Consider the following 4,543-nt stretch of genomic DNA (forward strand, 5'->3'; position numbering starts at 1 on the left):
TTACCTTAGGTGAAAAGGGAGATTTCCTAAATCAGGCTGCCAATAACGAATTGGTACTCTTTTTGGAGCACGACAGCGTGAACGAATGCTGTACGGTTGAGCAGACCGAAAAAGGTGTCCGGCTGAAAGAGAGTATGACTTTCTCGTCGATATTTGGATAAAAACTTTAAATTAGAACAAAACTTCGCATCATGAATAATTACTTACTACAACTATTAAAAGAGGTTAAAACATTGATTATCCCCGGTCTTGGTGCTTTGACAGTGACCAACGAAAGCACGGGAGAGATCCTGTTTATGCCCTATTTGAAGTTTGACGATGGAACGCTCGCAAAGCACATCGCCAGTAAGGAAAACATGGAACTCAATGATGCTACCAACCTGATTTCAAAATTTGTTCGTGAAGTCACTGCTGAGCTGGATAAAGGCAATTCCTACGATATGTATCAATTTGGTCGTTTCATCAAAGTAGACGGTGAAATTGCGTTTGAAGTATGGTCCGGAAGTGCTACTGCTACTGAAAGCACAACTCCTCCGGCAATTGAGAAAAAAGAAGAAGAAGCAAAGATTCTGAAGACTGAAGCCTCATCTGACAAAGATGAAAAGCTGAAGGAAAAGGAGATCATTGTTCCTCCAATAGTTGAAAAACCAATAATTGAAGAAGAAAAATCACCTGTTATTGAGCAGGAAATAAAAATAGAAAAACCGGAATTTTCGGAACCCAAACCGGTTGTTGCTGAAACTCCAAAAGCTCCACCTGTCAAAGAAGAAAAGGTGATTCCTCCGGTTGCTCCTGTTATTGAAAAACCGGAAGCAAAAGCTCCCGTTGAGACTCCGAAACCACAAAAAGAAACCGTTGCCCCGAAAAAGGAAGCTCCTAAAAAAGAAAAAGTAGTCAAAGAACCGAAAGCGAAGAAAAAAAGCTCTGTGCTTTCCTATATTCTTTGGGGACTTTTGGTTTTGATTTTAGGCTCGGGAACTTTCATTGCCATTAAATTCGACAGTTTGAAAAAAGACTTCCCGATTTTGGCAGAATTAGCGGGAGACAATGACGATGTTGCCAAAGGAAGTGACGACGTCAAAGTTTTGGAAGACGAAGCAGATGTGAATATTGATTCGAATACTGACTCAGAACCCGTTCCGGAAGATCAGGTGCAGGTTGTGGAAGATAAGCTCCCTGCCAAAGAAATCGAAAAAGAAGCTAAAAAACCGGCTACTGTTATTAAAGAAACCCCGGCTCCGAAACCCGTTAAGGAAAATACACCGAAACCGGTTACAAAACCTGCTGTAAAACCAACAGTTACTGTAAACAAGAAACCTGTGACAAAAACTCCGGCAAGTACTTCCGGGTCTTCAGGAAGTTTTGATAGTTCCAAATCATTTCACGTGATTGCAGGATCTTTCGGATCAGAAGCAAATGCGAATAAACTGGCTTCAAAATTGCGTTCTCAGGGATTTGGTGATGCGGCAGTTACCATGCACAACGGAATGCATCGTGTAAGCGTGAAAGGTTTCGGCACACTGAACGAGGCAACTGCAGAAGCTGCTAAAATTCAGGGTTCTGTTCCGGGAGCGTGGGTATTGAAATTATAAAATTGAATATAAAAACGTCGGGGCGAAAAATTTTTCGCCCCGACGTTTTTATATTAACCGATCTTCACAACCAAATCAATCAACCGATTTGAAAAACCGGCTTCGTTATCGTACCAGCCAACCACTTTAATCATGTTTCCGATCACAGAAGTGAGCTCACTGTCAAAAATACACGAATTGGAATCTCCCAGGATATCCACCGATACAATCGGATCTTCCGTATAGCGGATAATTCCTTTCAAATAGGTATCCGAAGCTTTCTTAAATGCTGTATTGATTTGTTCCACTGTCGGTGGGTTTTCTTTCACTATCACAGTCAAATCGGTCAATGAACCATCCGGAACCGGAACACGCATTCCACAACCTCCCATTTTCCCTTCCAACTCAGGAAAAATACGCGTGATCGCCTTTGCTGCACCGGTCGATGTCGGTACAATACTTTGAGCAGCAGCTCTGGCTCTTCTCAAGTCTTTATGAGGACTATCATGCAAACGCTGATCGGATGTATAACTGTGAATCGTTGTAATGTACGCTTCTTCAATATCACAAAACTCTTTCAAAACTGCCACTAACGGAGCAGCCGAATTGGTCGTACAGGAAGCATTACTGATGATTTTATGTTCATCCGTGATTAAATGATCGTTCACACCAATTACCACGTTAAAAATATCATCTCCAACAGAAGGAGCACTTAAAATCACTCGTTTGGCACCGGATTTTAAATGAACTCCGGCTTTTTCAGAAGTTAAAAACAATCCGGTTGATTCAATCACAATATCTACTCCCAAATCACCCCATGGAATCTCCTCCGGGTTTTTATGTTGCAAAAAGGTGATCTTTTCCGTTTTATTAAAGATCAACTCATTTCCATTAATCTCAAACTCGTCATGCATTCTTCCGTGAACCGAATCGTATTTCAACAAGTGTACTAACGTCGAAATCGGCGCCAAATCATTAATCGCCACCAATTCAATTTTAGGATTCGCCAATGCCAGGCGGCTGAAATATCTTCCGATTCTACCAAAACCGTTTACCCCTACTTTGATTCGTTTTTCCATAACTTTCTCCTTCTTTGTAATATTCAATTAATCTTGTTTGCACTAGTTCATTTCCTAATGATACAAAAATAAAAAAGGCTCTGTTTTCACAGAGCCTTTTAACATCATTTTTAATTAGTGGAAGACTTGAACAAATCCTTGTTGTTCTATTTCTTCTCCTGTTTGCAATTTCGCGCTGAACTTGTAGAAGTACGTTCCTTCAGAGACAACTTCACCGTTCATATTTCTACCATCCCAGGCAGCACCCGGATCGTTGTATTCCGTAATTAAGTTCCCCCATCTGTTTACAATGGAAATATGGAACTCAGCAACTCCGTCATAAGACAGGAAGAATTTGTTGTTTCCGGATGTAGATGAAAGTACAATAATGTTCGGAGCAGTGATGTAACATACTTTCCCCCCGATTGTCATCGTAGATGAATGCGAGTTACATTCATTACTTGCGGTTACAGTATAAACACCCTGCGTTACAGTAATATCGTGCCCGACCGTACCATTACTCCAGACATACGAGTCATTTTGCGGATATACTCCACAAGACGTTACCAGCGTGCCTCCAATACAAATGACCGTATCCACCGTGGTTACATAAGCCCAATTGATAAATTCAATCGAAGAGGTAATTGCCATACCACATTCATTATCCGTGAAGGTGACTTCAAACGTTCCCGGAATGCTGGAAGTAATTACCGGGTTCAAGACATTTGCATTCGGTAAGAAATGAACATTTGTATCTGCGCATGACCAAACACCTCCGTTAGCAGCAACAGTTCCATTTACGTTATACGTAAAGTTACATGCTAAAGTATCCGGGAAAATGATTGGTGCAGGCCACGTATAAATTGTTACCGTAGTATCGTAATGACAACCATAATTGTCAGTCAAATTGTAGATATAATTGTGACTACCTGTCTGATTAGGAATGACGTTTACCAATGTATCATTCGGTCCGCTCACAATTGTAGGATCCGGACTCCAGTAAGTATCTACTGCGGAAGTCTGATAACCAGCAGATCCGGAGAAGAAAGAAGGATCAAAGAATAATCCCCATTCAAAAATATACCCGTTATCCTGTGCCAGATTATCTCTTACATGGATTTTCCAGTCACCGTTAAGCGGACAACCTGCCAAAGCAGTTCCAAAGGAAGTTTCCGGTTGATACACATCCGAAGGATCCATTGAATTTCCTGCTGATAATTCCGGTGGACCTGCCTGATAAGCTACAGGAACGGTATTACCCCAGTTTTGATTCATTGGTCCGATAGTATTGTTAACAGAACTGAAACAATATTCCCATCCGACTCCCGGAGTTTGGGAATTATTATCAAGCGGATGACCTAAGAAAATACCATTTCCACTATTTCCTCCGGGAAGCGCTTCATTAAACGTATTATCGTATGAGTTTAAAAGAATAACCGTACTTCCGGTCGTAGCAGGAGCGATTGGCGGACATTCCAACCAGATTTCCAAATCCCCTGTCCATGAATGTTCCATCGTCAAACAAATCTGATTCAAATCCGCTGGGTTCTGAATCGTGGCATTATTCGGGAAACCGGTAATATTAATGGTTGTTACATAGTTTTGTCCCGAACCATCCGGAAGATATGTTAATCCTGCAAAAGATCCACCAATTTGGTAGGAACCTCCGGGAATCGTAACTCCGACAGTATCACTCGGTGTAACACCTCCGATCAAAACCGTATTTTCTCCTAAACAAACGGTATCCTCAATTGGTCCTGTTCCTGCAAAAATTGGTAACTGCGAAACTCTGACTTTACTGAGCATTCTGTTTGAACTTGGAAAACCGTCTGTGATTTTCAAATCAACCAAGAAGCCATTTCTTGTAGGAGGTACAAACCAAATAGAGTCATTATTCGGGTAAGTTCCACCATC

Annotated in this window: 3 protein-coding genes; 1 reads left to right on the plus strand and 2 read right to left on the minus strand. The window is 41.3% G+C overall.

Features of this window, described 5'->3' with window-relative positions; translation table 11 throughout:
* Positions 1-191: 191 nt before the first annotated feature.
* Positions 192-1,592, plus strand: coding sequence for an SPOR domain-containing protein (locus Q1V93_RS04815; protein ID WP_300662218.1), 1,401 nt, complete (start codon positions 192-194; stop codon positions 1,590-1,592).
* Between the two features lie 53 nt (positions 1,593-1,645).
* On the opposite strand, the gene gap is transcribed toward Q1V93_RS04815, so the two are convergent.
* Together gap and Q1V93_RS04825 are read right to left on the minus strand one after the other, a co-directional pair.
* Complete coding sequence (gap, locus tag Q1V93_RS04820; protein ID WP_300662222.1) at positions 1,646-2,650, minus strand: type I glyceraldehyde-3-phosphate dehydrogenase; 1,005 nt, start codon at positions 2,648-2,650, stop codon at positions 1,646-1,648.
* 114 nt (positions 2,651-2,764) lie between these two features.
* On the minus strand, positions 2,765-4,543 hold a 1,779-nt coding region (locus tag Q1V93_RS04825; protein WP_300662225.1), incomplete at its 5' end, for a gliding motility-associated C-terminal domain-containing protein.

The organism is Fluviicola sp., assembly GCF_030151805.1.
Classification (GTDB): domain Bacteria; phylum Bacteroidota; class Bacteroidia; order Flavobacteriales_D; family Crocinitomicaceae; genus Fluviicola.